This is a genomic window from Novosphingobium sp. BL-S-33 (assembly GCF_056857025.1).
In genome coordinates, this window is sequence record NZ_CM166474.1 from 2,250,185 (window position 1) to 2,263,192 (window position 13,008).

Here is a 13,008-nt window from a genome sequence, read left to right on the forward strand (position 1 = left end):
TCTCGTTCGGCATGTTGGAATTCCAACATGACATATGTTGGAAGGGTGATGCAGCGCGCAATCAGCTCATGCTGAAACGGATCACGCTCTATCTATTATGTGTGCTTTGCATTTTTCGTGCGGTCTGGCGATCCGCCTGCCTTGAAAATGCATAAGTCCCCGAAAGGTCATGGGGAAGGAGGGTGACGGGTCCACCATGGGTCGTTGCCTAGAAATCCTCTGACGCCTCAACGTCAGGTGGGGACCATGTGCGTCGGACCAGGGTCCGGGCAGGGACAGCCCCCTTGGATTTGCTTATAGCCTCAGGGATTTTCGAACGGCTCGTGCCGGGCAGATCCCGTCCCCCCCTAGTTAGGAGGTCTTGCCCGATCCCTCAAGGAGTTCGGCAAGATTTTCTATGCGCGTGGCGACGGCGACGAGTCGCTCGGCCAATTCGGGTGAGATTTCCGCCACGGCCGGAGTGGGGGCGGCTACCGGAACCGCTGGAGCGGGCTCCGCGCGCAAGTTGTGCAGTTCGTCGGCCAGCATGATCGCCGCGAACAGCAGCATGCGCGTCTCGGTCTGGCCGACCGCGCCCGCTGCCGCCACTTTCTCGTCGATCAGGCGACCGAGATCCTCGACATGGCTTTCCTGACCATCGGCGCAGGCCAACGTGAAGCTGCGCCCGCCGATCGTGAGATTGACGTTGCTCATGGCCGGGCCCGCCGTTCGGACGGCGCCAGCAGTTCATCGAGTTCGCCGAGTGCCTGTTCCACCGAAATTCGCAGGCGCGCATCGCGGGCCCGCTGTTCCATCGTTTCGGGGATCACTTTGTCGAGACGCGCCAGCGCGGCCTCGATCCGTTCGACGACCTGTTCGATCGATACCTCATTCATGACGTACGGTTACCGCGAAACCGCAAAAAGGCAAGAAATCCGCACGGTTTGCCGACAATTGCTTCGACGAAGCGAGCACTTTGTGCCACCACGCGATTGCGCGAGGGCCGTGCATGTTTGCCGTCCGGGCGAACTTGACGCCCGCTGGCCTCTCCCTAAAGGGGGTCGGCAAGCCGAATCGTCCCTTTATTCCGTTTACCGGAGCCACCCGATGACCCTTGCAGCCGACCGTCTCGCGCCGATGGCCAACGCCATCCGGGCGCTTTCCATGGATGCGGTCCAGGCGGCCAACAGCGGCCACCCCGGCATGCCCATGGGCATGGCCGATGTCGCCACCGTCCTGTTCTCCAAGTTCCTCAAGTTCGATCCTGCACAGCCCAAGTGGGCCGACCGCGACCGCTTCGTGCTGTCCGCCGGCCACGGCTCGATGCTGATCTATTCGCTGCTTCACCTGACCGGCTATGCCAGCCCGACGATGGACGACATCCGGAACTTCCGTCAGCTCGGCTCGGTCTGTGCTGGTCACCCGGAAAACTTCCTGATCGAAGGCGTGGAATGCACCACCGGTCCGCTGGGCCAGGGTGTGGCCATGGCAGTCGGCATGGCAATGGCGGAGCGTCAGCTCAACGCCACCTTCGGCACCGATATCGTCGACCACAAGACCTGGGTCATCGCCGGTGACGGCTGCCTTATGGAAGGCATCAACCACGAAGCCATCGGCCTTGCCGGCACGCTCAAGCTGGGCCGCCTGAAGGTTCTGTGGGACAACAACAAGATCACCATCGACGGCGACACCTCGCTTTCGACCAGCGAAGACATCCCGGCGCGCTACCGCGCTTCGGGCTGGGACGTGTTCGAGTGCGACGGCCATGACTTCGCCGACATCGAACGCGCGCTGGCTGAGGCCGCCGCTTCGGACAAGCCGACGCTTGTTTCCTGCAAGACCGTGATCGGCAAGGGCGCCCCGAACAAGCAGGGCGGCCACGACGTTCATGGTTCTGCGCTGGGCGATGCCGAAGTGGCCGCTGCCCGCGAATACCTGGGCTGGACTTCGGCTCCCTTCGAAGTCCCGGCGGAAATCCTCGCCGACTGGCGTTCGCTCGGTGAAAAGGGCGCCGCTGCCCATGCCGAATGGTTCGGCCGCCTTGCCGCCTCGGACAAGGGTGAGGAATTCTCCCGCCGCATGGCCGGCGAACTGCCGGAAACCGACGCGATCCGCGCCAAGCTGGCCGAATGGCTGGAAGGCGACTCTACTGTCGCCACCCGCAAGGCTTCGGAAAACTGGCTGAATGTGCTGGCCCCGGCGCTTCCCGAGATGATCGGCGGTTCGGCGGACCTTACCGGCTCGAACAACACCAAGGCCAAGTGCCAGGAGCCGTTCACGCCTGACAATTACGGCGGCCGCTACGTCTATTACGGCATCCGTGAATTCGGCATGGCTGCCGCGCTCAACGGCATGGCGCTGCACGGCGGCGTGATCCCTTACGGCGGCACCTTCCTGATCTTCTCGGACTACTGCCGCAATGCGATCCGTCTCTCGGCGCTGCAGCAGACCCGCGCGATCTACGTGCTGACTCACGATTCGATCGGCCTTGGCGAAGACGGCCCGACCCACCAGCCGGTCGAGCATGTCATGTCGTTGCGCATGATCCCGAACCTCTACGTGTTCCGCCCGGCGGACGTGATCGAAACGGCGGAATGCTGGAACGTCGCTCTGGAATCGCAGGACACGCCTTCGGTGCTGGCGCTTACCCGCCAGAACCTGCCGCAGCTGCGCAAGACCGGCGACATGCTTTCGGCACGCGGCGCCTATACGCTTCGCCACGCCGAAGCGGACCGCAAGGTCATCATCGTCGCCACCGGCTCGGAAGTCGAACTTGCCGTCAAGGTCCGTGCGGAACTTGAATCGCAGGGTATCGGTACCGATGTCGTGTCGATGCCGTGCATGGAACTCTTCGCCGCTCAGGACCAAGCCTACCAGCACGAAATCCTGCCCAACGACGGTTCGATCCTGAAGGTCTCGATCGAGGCCGGGGTCACGATGGGCTGGGAACGCTACACCGCACAGAGCCGCAATGGCGGCCTGAATATCGGTCTCGACCGCTTCGGTGCCTCGGCTCCGGCCAAGGACCTGTTCGCTCGCTTCGGCTTCACTGTCGAAGCGATCGTTCCGAAGATCCTCAACAAGCTTAGCGTTTAAACAGGAGACTACCCCAATGGCGACCAAGGTTGCGATCAACGGTTTCGGGCGTATCGGACGTAATGTCGCGCGCGCCATTCTCGAGCGCACGGACCATGACCTCGAGCTGGTCTCGATCAACGACCTTGCCGACGCCAAGGCCAACGCTCTCCTGTTCAAGCGTGACAGCGTCCACGGTACTTTCGAAGGTACCGTGGAAGTTGACGGCACCGACCTCGTCATCAACGGCAAGCGCATTCATGTGACGGCCGAGCGTGACCCGGCGAACCTGCCGCACGCCGCGCAGGGCATCGACATCGTGCTGGAATGCACCGGCTTCTTCACCAACAAGGAATCGGCCGGCAAGCACATCGACGCGGGCGCCAAGCGCGTTCTCGTCTCGGCCCCGGCCAAGGGTGTGGACCTCACTGTCGTTTACGGCGTGAACCACAAGGAACTGACCGCCGAGCACGTGATCGTGTCGAACGCTTCGTGCACCACGAACTGCCTGGCACCGTTCGCCAAGGTCCTGCACGAGAAGATCGGCATCGAGCATGGTCTGATGACCACGATCCACTCGTACACCAACGACCAGAAGATCCTGGACCAGATCCACAGCGATCCGCGCCGCGCCCGCGCCGCCGCGATGAACATGATCCCCACCAGCACCGGCGCTGCCGTTGCCGTGGGCCTCGTTCTTCCGGACCTGAAGGGCAAGCTCGACGGTTCGTCGATCCGCGTGCCGACCCCGAACGTCTCGGTCGTCGACCTGACTTTCGTGCCGAAGCGCGAAACCACCAAGGATGAAGTCAACGCGCTGCTTAAGGAAGCGGCCGAGGGCGAACTCAAGGGCGTGCTGGCCTACACCACCGAGCCGCTGGTTTCGATCGACTTCAACCACGATGCGCACTCGTCGACCATCGACAGCCTTGAGACCCACGTGCTCGAAGGCAAGCTGGTCCGCGTCCTGTCGTGGTACGACAACGAGTGGGGCTTCTCGAACCGCATGGTCGACACCGCCGGTGTGATGGCGGGTCTGCTCTGAGGAGCCAATGACGGCAGGCCACCCTATCGGCATCGCGTGGCCCAAGGGGCGGCGCACCGATAGGGAACTGCGGCCTGCCGAGGGGACCGTCGCCGCGGGAGTCCACGGGACTTTCGCGGCGCGGTGCGTCCGGACCGGAGGAACGGCGCAGCGCCTGTTCCCTTCCGGCGCTACCGACCAGGACAGGACAATCGGGCGTCGGCCCTCGCTCCGCGCGACAGGCGCCGGACGGGCCGCGACGCCTGCTGCGACGAAATGAGGATCGAGAGATGAGCGCTTTCAAGACTTTGGACGACCTTGGTGATGTGAACGGCAAGGTCGCGCTGGTGCGCGTCGACTTCAACGTGCCGATGAACGATGGCGTCGTCACCGACGATACCCGCATCCGCGCCGCCGCACCGACCATCCTCGACCTGACCGCCAAGGGCGCCAAGGTTCTCCTGCTCGCCCACTTCGGCCGCCCCAAGGGCGAGCGCGTGCCCAGCATGTCGCTGTCAATGGTGGTCGGCGCGGTCGAGAAGGTGCTCGGCAAGGAAGTGATGTTCGTGCCCGAGATCGCGGGCGACGTGGTGAAGCAGGCGGTGGGCATCCTGCGCGCCGGTGACATCGCCATCCTCGAAAACACCCGCTTCTGGAAGGGTGAGGAAAAGAACGACCCCGAACTGGTCAAGGCGATCGCCGCGAACGGCGATTTCTACGTCAACGATGCGTTTTCCGCCGCGCACCGCGCTCATGCCAGCACCGAGGGCCTTGCCCGCGTGCTGCCGGCCTATGCGGGCCGCTCGATGCAGGCCGAGCTGGAAGCGCTCGACAAGGCGCTGGGCAAGCCGGAAAAGCCGGTCGCGGCCGTGGTCGGCGGCGCCAAGGTTTCCTCCAAGCTGGACGTGCTCAAGCACCTGGTGACGCAAGTCGATCACCTGATCATCGGCGGCGGCATGGCCAACACCTTCCTCGCCGCCAAGGGCGTGGACGTGGGCAAGTCGCTCTGCGAGCATGACCTGACCGGCACCGCGAACGAGATCCTCGACGTGGCAGACAAGTCGGGTTGCACCGTGCACCTGCCTTACGAAGTGGTGGTTTCGAAGGAATTCGCCGCCAACCCGCCTTCGCTGCGCACCTGCAACGTCCACGAAGTCGCCGCCGACGAGATGATCCTCGATGTCGGCCCGCGCGCGGTCGAGGCGCTGGGCGATGTGCTCAAGACCTGCCGCACGCTGGTCTGGAACGGCCCGATGGGCGCGTTCGAGACCGTGCCGTTCGATGCGGCCACCGTCTCGCTGGCGAAGACCGCCGCAGCGCTTACCCATGAGGGTTCGCTGGTTTCGGTTGCCGGTGGCGGTGACACCGTTGCCGCGCTTCACCACGCAGGCGTTGCGGGCGATTTCTCTTACATTTCGACGGCCGGTGGTGCTTTCCTCGAATGGATGGAAGGCAAGGAACTGCCCGGCGTAGCGGCCCTTGAGGCCTGATCGCGGGTAGGGGCGGCGGCGCATGAACAGTTCGGTCCATGTTGCCGCTCCCGAAGCGGCCCGGGCCTGGCAAGGGCGACGCCCGCCATGGTATGGCCGCTATGTAACGCTCGACGGCATGCGCGGGATCGCCGCGCTGGCCGTCGCGCTGTTCCATTTCAATATTTCGCAGGCCCCGCACGGCTATGTCGCGGTAGACTTCTTCTTCGCGCTCTCGGGCTTCGTGCTCGCCACCAGCTACCTGCCGCGCTGGCAGGACGGCATGGGCGTGGGCGAGTTCATGCTGAAGCGGCTGATCCGGCTCTATCCGCTGTTTCTCGTCGGCGTCGTGCTGACGACGGGTGTCGGCCTCGCGCGGCTGCACAGCGGGGGCGATACCTCGCTCGGCCTCGTGACGATCTTCGGCAGCACCCTGTTCAACGCGCTGATGCTGCCGTCTCCGCTGACCCATACACTGTTTCCGCTCAACGTGCCCGCCTGGTCGCTGTTCTACGAACTCGTGGCCAATTTCGCGATGATCGTCCTGCTGTTCCGCCTGCCGCGGCTTGGCATTGCGGCGGTTTGCCTGCTCTCGGTCTGGTGGTTCGTGCCGGCGGTGCTGGAGAACGGTTCGGGCAATATCGGCGCGATGTGGAAGGAATGGGCAGTAGCGCTGGCGCGCACGCTCTATTCCTTCGGCATCGGCATGCTGATCGCCAGCCTGCCGCAGCCGAGGCACCGCCCGGCGACACTGGGGGGCGTGGCCTGCCTGATTGTCATTACGGTGATGCTGTTGGCCAATCCCGGTTTCATTTCGACCGTATGGTATGATCTCGCTTGCGCGCTGGTGGTCTCGCCGCTGCTGGTCTGGTGCGGTTCGCGAGTCGAGCCTTCGCGCCGTCTGGCGCCGCTCGCCTGGTTCGTGGGCGAAGTTTCTTTCGCGCTCTACGCGGTGCACTGGGCGCTGATCGAGCCCATGCGGTATTTCAAGGACGATCTGCACTACAACGCGGTGCTGATGGCCTTCGTATTCCTGGGCGCCTGCGTCGCGGTGGCCTGGCTCTGCGTGCGCTGGATCGATGTGCCTGCCCGTACGCTTCTGGGCGGCCTGCTGCGCCGCCGGTCCAAGCCCGCCGTCCACCCACTGCCGTGAATTTCCGCCGATAGAACGGAAATCACGGGGGAGGACCCGGCAAACAGTTTCGCTCCAGTCCGTTGGAGCATCTCAAGGAGGAGAAACCATGCAATTTTCAGATATGAGGGCCAAGATGGCCGGCGGAAACGGCTTTATCGCCGCGCTCGACCAGAGCGGCGGTTCGACGCCGAAGGCGCTCAAGGGCTACGGCATCGAGGAAGGCGCCTGGTCGACCGAAGAGGAAATGTTCGGCCTGATCCACCAGATGCGCGCCCGCATCATCGCCTCGGCCGCTTTCAACGGCGACAAGGTCATCGGCGCGATCCTGTTCGAGCGCACCATGGACGGCGAAGTGAATGGCGTATCCACCCCGCAGGCGCTGATCGCCAAGGGCGTGGTGCCTTTCATCAAGATCGACAAGGGCCTTGAGGACGAGGGTTTTGGCGGGTTTGGCGGCGTTCAGCTCATGAAGCCGATGCCCACGCTCGACGCGCTGCTGGAGCGTTCCAAGGCGCTGGGCGTCTATGGCACAAAGGAGCGTTCGGTGATCAACTCGGCGAATGCCGAAGGCATCGCCGCCGTGGTTCGCCAGCAGTTCGAGATCGGCAAGCAGGTGCTCTCGCACGGCATGATGCCGATCATCGAGCCTGAAGTGAACATCAAGAGCGAGACCCGTGCGGAGTGCGACAAGCTTCTCCTGGCCGAGATCCTCAAGAACCTCGACGCGCTCGAAGACGGCGTGCAGGTCATGCTCAAACTTTCGCTGCCGGTGGTTCCGGGCACGTTCGACGCGCTGGTGTCGCATCCCAAGGTGCTGCGCGTGGTCGCGCTCTCGGGCGGTTACAAGCGTCCCGAAGCTTGCGCCGAACTGGCCAAGAACAAGGGCATCATCGCCAGCTTCAGCCGCGCGCTGCTGGAAGACCTGCGCTCGCAGATGAGCGACGCGGAATTCGACGCCGCGCTCGCTGACGCGATCGACGCCATCTACAAGGGCTCGACCGAGAAGACCGGCGCCGCCACGGCGGCCTGATCTTTCCGGCGTCACGTTTAAGGGAAGGGGCGGTGCCGCAGGGCGCCGCCCTTTTTCGTGTCAGATGCCGCCCATGAAGCGGAAGCCGAACTGGTAGGCCAGCGGCGCGGGGCGGGATCCGGCAGTGGGCCCGGGCAATGCGTCGAGCAGTAACAGCTTGCCATCGGCAACCTGGATCGGCTCGCCCATCGTCATGTCCAGCTTGTGGCTGCCGGAGCCGAGATCCACGCGCACGCGGACTTTCAGGCGACCAGCCCAGACACACTGGGTGCCTTGCGCGCAGCGGCTGTCCTCGATCAGGGAAAGCGGGGTGACTTTGGGGCCATCCACGAAGACCGTTTCGCCAATGCGCGTATAGGCGAGCGGCGGGCCGCTATAGGGCTGGGAAGGCGGAGCGGGGCTGACGGCAGGCTCGTAGGCGGGCGTCGGGGTGGCTACCGGCAGCGGCTCGGGGTACCTCTGTGGCTGCCGTTCTTCGGGTATCGCAGACGTCATGGGCGGCGGCGTTGCAGGTGCACCGGCGCTCTCCGGCCCGGCCCCTTCGGGAATGATTCGGCATCCGGCCAGTGCGGCAGCGAAAAGGGCCAGCGAAACCACCGGCGAGAAGGCGCGTCGTCTCATCGTTCCGAGACATCGCACGAACAGCGCCTTGGTTCCGAACTTCGGTCTTTCGCGGTGCAACAAAGGTCATTAGGCTTTCCGCCAATGCCTGAACGTGTTCAATGATAAGTCCGGACCGCAACAAGTGGTCTTCGGCACTTGCCGTGCTGGGATTCGCGGCCGCGATCGGCCTGCGGATCGGGGCTGTATTGCTTCTGCACGATCTGCTGATCCTGATGCTGCCTGCGGTCTTCGTCGGCGGTGCGGTCTATCTGATCCTACAAAACTATCGTCCGTCGCTGCTGGAGCCGCTTCGGATGGCCGTTGTCCTGCTGGCGGCGCTGGACACCTGGCAAGTGATCGACGCGGCGATAACGGGGGCGCTCGGTTCGCGGATCGTGCTGGAACTGGCGCTGGGCTGTGCGCTGGCATGCCTGATCGTCTGGCGCGCGAACCGGGTGAACTTGCGGCTCATGGTGGGTTTTCAGGCTTTCGCCATCGTTGGAGACCTCTACGCCATTGCCTCCGCAGGAGTGCTGGACCGCTCGCTGGGCTTTCCGGCGCTCTACGCGCTCGTGCACATGACGATCCTGCTGGCGGTGCTGCGCGTGGTGCGAAGCCTCGAACGCGAGCATGCCGACGCCTTGTTCGACGACGAACTCTTTTCCTGAGGCCGTCAAAAGGCTAGGTGCGCGCTCATGGATGAGAACGAACGCGAACCGACGCAGCTTTACCTGATTTCGCCGCTCGACGTGACTGGCGCTTTCCCCGATCGCCTGGCCCGCGCGCTTGATGCCGCGCCGGTCGCGGCGTTCCAGTTCCGGGTGAAGGGCGTGGACCAGCATGAGGCCGCGCGTCTGGCCGAGCCGCTCCAGAAGATCTGTGCCGAGCGTGGGACGGCCTTCATCGTCAACGACTCGACCGCTCTCGCCAAGCGCCTTGGCGCGGATGGCGTGCACCTGGGTCAGGAAGACGGCACCGTTGAGGAAGCGCGCAATGCCCTCGGCCGCGATGCGCAGATCGGCGTGACCTGCAACAACAGCCGCCACCTTGCCATGGACGCGGGCGAGGCGGGTGCGGACTATGTGGCCTTTGGCGCATATTTCCCGACTACCACCAAGGACGTGAAGCACATGGCAGGCGTGGACCTGCTCGAATGGTGGCAGGCGATCTTCGAGATTCCCTGCGTGGCCATCGGCGGCATCACGCCCGAGAATTGCGCGCCGCTGGTCAAGGCCGGTGCCGACTTCCTTGCCGTGTCGGGTGCGGTCTGGAACGGTGACGAAGTTGCGGCGGTGAAGGCCTTCCACGAGGCCATGACCGGGGCGATGGGCTGAGGCGAACTTCGACCGCGCTATCGGCCTGCGGTAGAGCGGGCGATAACCCGCTCGGCTACCCCTAAAAACTCCGTCGTCCCCGCGAAGGCGGGGACCCCGCTTGTTCTTCGAGCGCCCAAAGAAGCGGGGCCCCCGCCTTCGCGGGGGCGACGAGATTTATGGTTCAGGATTTGTGGTTCAGGGCACCGGACGGCAACGCTCGTCCAATGCCTTGAACTGCTCCATCAAAAATCAATCTTCGCAATCACTTCCTCGCCAAACTTCAGTGCGAGGTCGCAATATTCCGCGCGCGTATCGGCATAGACCGTCGCCCCGGCCGCATCGATGCCGAGCGACTTCAGATGCGCGAAATGGTCCAGCGCTTCCTGAGCGCTCCAGCCCTGCTTGATCGAGTACGTGGACGAAGCGATGACCTTCGGCGGCTCGGCGCGGCCGATCTTCTCGGCATGGGCGCGCATGTAGGCGATCGCTTCGCTGATATCGTCGTCACCTTCGAGATTGGCGGTGCGCGCGGTGTCGGTCACGGACTTGGGCACGAAGAACGGATGCCAGGCATCGCCCATCTCGGCGGCGCGGCGCAGCGCGCGCTTGGAGTTGCCGCCGACCAGCAGCGGCGGGTTCGGCTTTTGCGCAGGCGTGGGCAGCATGCGATTGCCGAGCGCGGTGTAGCCGGTGCCCTCGAACGTGAAATCCTCGCCGGTCCAGGCTAGCTTCATGGCGGTGATATACTCGTCCATGAGATCGTTGCGGTTGTCGAAATCGACGCCGAGCGCCTTGTATTCCGCCTTCAGATACCCCGCGCCAAGGCCAAGGATCACGCGGCCATTGGTGAAGTGGTCGAGCGAGGACACGCTGCGCGCCACCACGAAGGGATTGCGATAGGGCAGGACGAGGATGTTGGTCTGAAGCCGCAGCTTCGTCGTCACCGCGCCGATCAGCGAGAGCATCACGAACGGGTCCTGCGCATAGTGCCCACCCGCGTCCAGCCAGCGCGAAGACGGCGCCGGGTGATCGGTGACGGTACCGGCGTAGAAGCCCGCCTTTTCCACGGTGCGCGCGATCTCGTGCACGGCTTCCATGGTGCCGTATTCCTCCGGCTTGTCGATCCGGTCGAACGGCAGGCTGGTGCTGAGCGTGAAAGTCATGGCTTGCGGTCTTTCAATTGGTGGCTTCGGGCGGCAGCACCCAGTCTTCGCGGTCGTTGCGGATCCAGCCGCCCGAGGCCCAGGTGCCGCCGTCGACGGGGATGATCGTCCCGGTGACGTAGCTCGACATTTCGGAGGCGAGGAACAGGGCAACGCGGCCGCATTCCTCGTCCACACCGGCGCGGCCGAGCGGGATGCGGCGGCGGATCGCCTCCTCCTGCGCGGGGGTGGGCTGGTACCAGAGGCTGGGATCCACCGCGCCGGCAAACTGGCCGCGCGTACCGGGCGTCACCGTATAGTCGGGCGCGATGGCGTTCACGCGGATGCGGTGATGGGCAAGTTCGACCGCGAGCGTGCGGGTGAGGTTGTTGATCCCCGCCTTGCAGGCCGCATAGACCGCATAGCCCGGCGCCGCGCGCGAGGCTTCGATGCTGGTGACGTTGATGATCGAGCCGCCCCTGCCGCTTTCGATCATGATCGGCACGGCAGCCTGCGTGGCGGCGAGGTTGGAGACCAGATTGAGGTCGATATGGCGGCGCCAGTTCTTCTCGACAAGGTCGACGAAAGGCCGCCGTGTCACGCCGCCGGCGTTGTTCGCCAGCACGTCCAGTCTGCCGAAATGGCGGGCAGCCTCGGTCACCGCGTTTTGCACGACGTCCACGTCCATCGCATTACCGGCGATGCAGAGCGCCTTGCGTCCCCGCGCCTCGACCATTTCGGCGACTTGCTCGCAGCGTTCGGGAATCACTTCCAGTATCGCGATGTCCGCGCCCATGTCGGCGAGGCAAAGGGCGATGGAACGCCCGATCCCGCCGCCGCCGCCGGTGATGAACGCGACTTTTCCCGTTAGGTCGATGACAGAGCCATCCACACCCGTTCTCCCCATCATGCCGGCCGTATTCGGCCTTGTGCGCGCGGTCTGCGGTTGGTTCCGGCTATGAACACGCGTCTCAACAGGCGGACAGCATCAGCGAGATCCAGAGGGTCGTCTATATCTTTCTCCAGTCCGCAGGAGAGGATCGTCTCCACGGTAAGGCTTCGATTTACAGCTTCATTACAATGATTTGGGTAGCTGTTCTCACCGAACGCGAAAGGAAACCATGCCCCTGCGGGCAAGGGCAGCGAGAGGGCATTGGTGCCGGTGCGATGGCGATCCGGGGCGATGCCCATCGTGTTGTCGGGCAGGGTGGCCAGCCGGTCGAGGTCCTCGGTGGTCAGGCCCGGGAGATCGGCCGGGACGATCACGATGCGGTCCGGACCCGCCGCCGTGATCGCAGCCAATGCCGAGGATATCGCGCCGTTGAGGTCCGGCCCGACATCGTCGATGCGCAAGATCCCGCTGCCAAGGTTCGCGCGCGGCGGACCAAGCACGCAGACGCGCTTGATCCTTCGAGAGGATCGCGTCACGTCCAGCACGTGGCGGAACATGGCTTCCACCAGGGCCTCGCGCTCGTCCGGGTCGAGCGCCGGCGCCAGTCGTGTCTTGCCCAGTCCCGGCGCCTTGATCGGGATGAGCGCCCAGCAGCTCACGGTACCTGGGGGGCTGCCGTGAGGTTGGTGAACCGTATCCCGGCCCCGTCCGCCTTGTAGGTCTTGTTCATGTAGATGAGGATCGAGGTCAGCGCCTCGGCCGCCGCCGAATTGGCGAGCGCCCCGCCGGAGAGCCCGCGCAGGCCCATGCCCGGGCAGAGATCAACTACCGTTTGGCGCGCCTCGACGTCGTCCGAGAAGACCAGCACGTCGCAGTCGATGGCATGGTCGCTGTCGAGATGGTGGGCCGAGACGTTGTGAAACGCCGTGACGAGCCGCGCGTCCGGCCCCAGATGTTCGCGGGCCTGCATGGCGGCGCTGCCCTCGGCAGGAAGCTGCACGCGCATGACTTTGGGCGGCACGAGCGGCACGGTGGTGTCCACGACCACGGCAGAGCCGATCACGCCCGCGATCTGGCGAAGCGTATCGCCCTGCGAGGCATGGGGGACGGTCACGATCACCACGTCCTTGCCTTTCGCGGCCTCGCCATTTTCGGCAGAGCCCGCTGCGCCCAGTTCCTCTGCCGTCGCCCGCGCCTTGTCCGCAGTGCGCGACCCGATCGTCACCTCATGCCCGGCTCCGACGAGCCTGCGAGCGATACCTTTGCCAAGCGCACCGGTTCCGCCGATCACCGCGATCGCTGCCATCAGATTATCTCTCCCGCGAATTCTTGTTTGTCATCAT

General features: G+C 64.5%; 14 protein-coding genes. 7 read left to right on the plus strand and 7 right to left on the minus strand.

All coding sequences use genetic code 11. The features are described 5' to 3' along the window. Positions 1 to 351 precede the first annotated feature (351 nt). Together AC1VVM_RS10485 and AC1VVM_RS10490 are read right to left on the minus strand one after the other, a co-directional pair. Positions 352 to 693, minus strand: coding sequence for a cell division protein ZapA (locus AC1VVM_RS10485; protein ID WP_482955015.1), 342 nt, complete (start codon positions 691 to 693; stop codon positions 352 to 354). Further along, positions 690 to 875: a hypothetical protein gene (locus AC1VVM_RS10490; RefSeq protein ID WP_132385079.1), complete on the minus strand. Its 186-nt coding sequence runs from the start codon at positions 873 to 875 to the stop codon at positions 690 to 692. The genes AC1VVM_RS10485 and AC1VVM_RS10490 overlap by 4 nt, the downstream gene beginning before the upstream one ends. Positions 876 to 1,086: 211 nt before the next feature. Here AC1VVM_RS10490 and tkt point away from each other — a divergent pair, with 211 nt between their 5' ends. From tkt to AC1VVM_RS10515, 5 genes are all read left to right on the plus strand, one after another. Further along, positions 1,087 to 3,075 (plus strand): transketolase, encoded by a 1,989-nt coding sequence (tkt, locus tag AC1VVM_RS10495; protein ID WP_482955016.1) that lies wholly within the window; start codon positions 1,087 to 1,089, stop codon positions 3,073 to 3,075. 16 nt (positions 3,076 to 3,091) lie between these two features. After that, positions 3,092 to 4,099, plus strand: a complete 1,008-nt coding sequence (gene gap, locus AC1VVM_RS10500) for a type I glyceraldehyde-3-phosphate dehydrogenase (RefSeq protein ID WP_132385081.1) — start codon at positions 3,092 to 3,094, stop codon at positions 4,097 to 4,099. Between the two features lie 269 nt (positions 4,100 to 4,368). Beyond that, the gene (locus AC1VVM_RS10505) at positions 4,369 to 5,568 is read left to right on the plus strand and encodes a phosphoglycerate kinase (protein WP_482955017.1); all 1,200 of its coding nucleotides are present in this window, start codon (positions 4,369 to 4,371) and stop codon (positions 5,566 to 5,568) included. A 22-nt stretch (positions 5,569 to 5,590) separates the two neighbouring features. Continuing rightward, the gene (locus AC1VVM_RS10510; RefSeq protein WP_482955018.1) at positions 5,591 to 6,700 is read left to right on the plus strand and encodes an acyltransferase family protein; all 1,110 of its coding nucleotides are present in this window, start codon (positions 5,591 to 5,593) and stop codon (positions 6,698 to 6,700) included. Between the two features lie 88 nt (positions 6,701 to 6,788). Continuing rightward, a complete protein-coding gene (locus AC1VVM_RS10515) occupies positions 6,789 to 7,712 on the plus strand; it encodes a fructose bisphosphate aldolase (RefSeq protein WP_482955019.1) in 924 nt (307 codons plus the stop codon). Between the two features lie 60 nt (positions 7,713 to 7,772). Here AC1VVM_RS10515 and AC1VVM_RS10520 read toward each other — a convergent pair whose 3' ends face one another. Further along, positions 7,773 to 8,333, minus strand: coding sequence for a hypothetical protein (locus tag AC1VVM_RS10520; RefSeq protein ID WP_482955020.1), 561 nt, complete (start codon positions 8,331 to 8,333; stop codon positions 7,773 to 7,775). Positions 8,334 to 8,434: 101 nt separating this feature from the next. Here AC1VVM_RS10520 and AC1VVM_RS10525 point away from each other — a divergent pair, with 101 nt between their 5' ends. Together AC1VVM_RS10525 and thiE are read left to right on the plus strand one after the other, a co-directional pair. Further along, the gene (locus tag AC1VVM_RS10525; protein WP_482903895.1) at positions 8,435 to 8,983 is read left to right on the plus strand and encodes a hypothetical protein; all 549 of its coding nucleotides are present in this window, start codon (positions 8,435 to 8,437) and stop codon (positions 8,981 to 8,983) included. A gap of 27 nt (positions 8,984 to 9,010) precedes the next feature. Next, the gene (thiE, locus tag AC1VVM_RS10530) at positions 9,011 to 9,649 is read left to right on the plus strand and encodes a thiamine phosphate synthase (RefSeq protein ID WP_482903896.1); all 639 of its coding nucleotides are present in this window, start codon (positions 9,011 to 9,013) and stop codon (positions 9,647 to 9,649) included. Between the two features lie 224 nt (positions 9,650 to 9,873). On the opposite strand, the gene AC1VVM_RS10535 is transcribed toward thiE, so the two are convergent. The 4 genes from AC1VVM_RS10535 to npdG are packed head-to-tail and all read right to left on the minus strand — an operon-like array spanning position 9,874 to position 12,971. After that, positions 9,874 to 10,794 (minus strand): LLM class F420-dependent oxidoreductase, encoded by a 921-nt coding sequence (locus AC1VVM_RS10535; protein ID WP_482955021.1) that lies wholly within the window; start codon positions 10,792 to 10,794, stop codon positions 9,874 to 9,876. A gap of 13 nt (positions 10,795 to 10,807) precedes the next feature. Next, positions 10,808 to 11,665: an SDR family NAD(P)-dependent oxidoreductase gene (locus tag AC1VVM_RS10540; RefSeq protein ID WP_243652336.1), complete on the minus strand. Its 858-nt coding sequence runs from the start codon at positions 11,663 to 11,665 to the stop codon at positions 10,808 to 10,810. A 14-nt stretch (positions 11,666 to 11,679) separates the two neighbouring features. Further along, the gene (cofC, locus tag AC1VVM_RS10545) at positions 11,680 to 12,324 is read right to left on the minus strand and encodes a 2-phospho-L-lactate guanylyltransferase (protein ID WP_482903898.1); all 645 of its coding nucleotides are present in this window, start codon (positions 12,322 to 12,324) and stop codon (positions 11,680 to 11,682) included. Continuing rightward, positions 12,321 to 12,971, minus strand: coding sequence for an NADPH-dependent F420 reductase (gene npdG, locus AC1VVM_RS10550; protein WP_482903899.1), 651 nt, complete (start codon positions 12,969 to 12,971; stop codon positions 12,321 to 12,323). The genes cofC and npdG overlap by 4 nt, the downstream gene beginning before the upstream one ends. Between the last annotated feature and the right edge of the window lie 37 nt (positions 12,972 to 13,008).

Bases quoted from the DNA above. Each gene is read 5' to 3' on its own strand.
- AC1VVM_RS10485 (WP_482955015.1), bottom strand. From the start codon at position 693: ATGAGCAACGTCAATCTCACGATCGGCGGGCGCAGCTTCACGTTGGCC.
- AC1VVM_RS10490 (WP_132385079.1), bottom strand. From the start codon at position 875: ATGAATGAGGTATCGATCGAACAGGTCGTCGAACGGATCGAGGCCGCG.
- tkt (WP_482955016.1), top strand. From the start codon at position 1,087: ATGACCCTTGCAGCCGACCGTCTCGCGCCGATGGCCAACGCCATCCGG.
- gap (WP_132385081.1), top strand. From the start codon at position 3,092: ATGGCGACCAAGGTTGCGATCAACGGTTTCGGGCGTATCGGACGTAAT.
- AC1VVM_RS10505 (WP_482955017.1), top strand. From the start codon at position 4,369: ATGAGCGCTTTCAAGACTTTGGACGACCTTGGTGATGTGAACGGCAAG.
- AC1VVM_RS10510 (WP_482955018.1), top strand. From the start codon at position 5,591: ATGAACAGTTCGGTCCATGTTGCCGCTCCCGAAGCGGCCCGGGCCTGG.
- AC1VVM_RS10515 (WP_482955019.1), top strand. From the start codon at position 6,789: ATGCAATTTTCAGATATGAGGGCCAAGATGGCCGGCGGAAACGGCTTT.
- AC1VVM_RS10520 (WP_482955020.1), bottom strand. From the start codon at position 8,333: ATGAGACGACGCGCCTTCTCGCCGGTGGTTTCGCTGGCCCTTTTCGCT.
- AC1VVM_RS10525 (WP_482903895.1), top strand. From the start codon at position 8,435: ATGATAAGTCCGGACCGCAACAAGTGGTCTTCGGCACTTGCCGTGCTG.
- thiE (WP_482903896.1), top strand. From the start codon at position 9,011: ATGGATGAGAACGAACGCGAACCGACGCAGCTTTACCTGATTTCGCCG.
- AC1VVM_RS10535 (WP_482955021.1), bottom strand. From the start codon at position 10,794: ATGACTTTCACGCTCAGCACCAGCCTGCCGTTCGACCGGATCGACAAG.
- npdG (WP_482903899.1), bottom strand. From the start codon at position 12,971: ATGGCAGCGATCGCGGTGATCGGCGGAACCGGTGCGCTTGGCAAAGGT.